This is a genomic window from Streptomyces sp. NPDC098781 (assembly GCF_044759995.1).
In the GTDB taxonomy this organism is placed as follows: domain Bacteria; phylum Actinomycetota; class Actinomycetes; order Streptomycetales; family Streptomycetaceae; genus Streptomyces.
In genome coordinates, this window is the sequence record NZ_JBIWAK010000022.1 from 3419 (window position 1) to 4622 (window position 1204).

Genomic DNA, 1204 nt, shown 5'->3' on the forward strand with positions numbered 1-1204 from the left:
CGAGCTGGGGGTGGCCGCAGAGACCAGCGAGAAGCGACTGTTTACTAAAAACACAGGTCCGTGCGAAGCCGTAAGGCGATGTATACGGACTGACGCCTGCCCGGTGCTGGAACGTTAAGGGGACCGGTTAGTCCGATTTCGGTCGGGCGAAGCTGAGAACTTAAGCGCCAGTAAACGGCGGTGGTAACTATAACCATCCTAAGGTAGCGAAATTCCTTGTCGGGTAAGTTCCGACCTGCACGAATGGCGTAACGACTTCTCGACTGTCTCAACCATAGGCCCGGTGAAATTGCACTACGAGTAAAGATGCTCGTTTCGCGCAGCAGGACGGAAAGACCCCGGGACCTTTACTACAGTTTGATATTGGTGTTCGGTTCGGCTTGTGTAGGATAGCTGGGAGACTTTGAAGCGATCACGCCAGTGGTTGTGGAGTCGTCGTTGAAATACCAGTCTGGTCGTGCTGGATGTCTAACCTGGGTCCGTGATCCGGATCAGGGACAGTGTCTGATGGGTAGTTTAACTGGGGCGGTTGCCTCCTAAAGAGTAACGGAGGCGCCCAAAGGTTCCCTCAGCCTGGTTGGCAATCAGGTGTTGAGTGTAAGTGCACAAGGGAGCTTGACTGTGAGACCGACGGGTCGAGCAGGGACGAAAGTCGGGACTAGTGATCCGGCGGTGGCTTGTGGAAGCGCCGTCGCTCAACGGATAAAAGGTACCCCGGGGATAACAGGCTGATCTTCCCCAAGAGTCCATATCGACGGGATGGTTTGGCACCTCGATGTCGGCTCGTCGCATCCTGGGGCTGGAGTCGGTCCCAAGGGTTGGGCTGTTCGCCCATTAAAGCGGTACGCGAGCTGGGTTTAGAACGTCGTGAGACAGTTCGGTCCCTATCCGCTGTGCGCGTAGGAGTCTTGAGAAGGGCTGTCCCTAGTACGAGAGGACCGGGACGGACGAACCTCTGGTGTGCCAGTTGTCCTGCCAAGGGCATGGCTGGTTGGCTACGTTCGGGAGGGATAACCGCTGAAAGCATCTAAGCGGGAAGCCTGCTTCGAGATGAGGACTCCCACCCACTTGATGGGGTAAGGCTCCCAGTAGACGACTGGGTTGATAGGCCGGATCTGGAAGCACAGTAATGTGTGGAGGTGACCGGTACTAATAGGCCGAGGGCTTGTCCATAGAGGCTCGCGTCCACTGTGTTGGTTCTGAG

1 rRNA gene (only partly in view) is annotated in these 1204 nt (G+C 56.4%); it reads left to right on the forward strand.

The features are described 5' to 3' along the window. Positions 1 to 1173 (forward strand): 23S ribosomal RNA (locus tag ACIQWG_RS40760); it begins 1371 nt to the left of the window's first position. Positions 1174 to 1204: the final 31 nt, after the last annotated feature.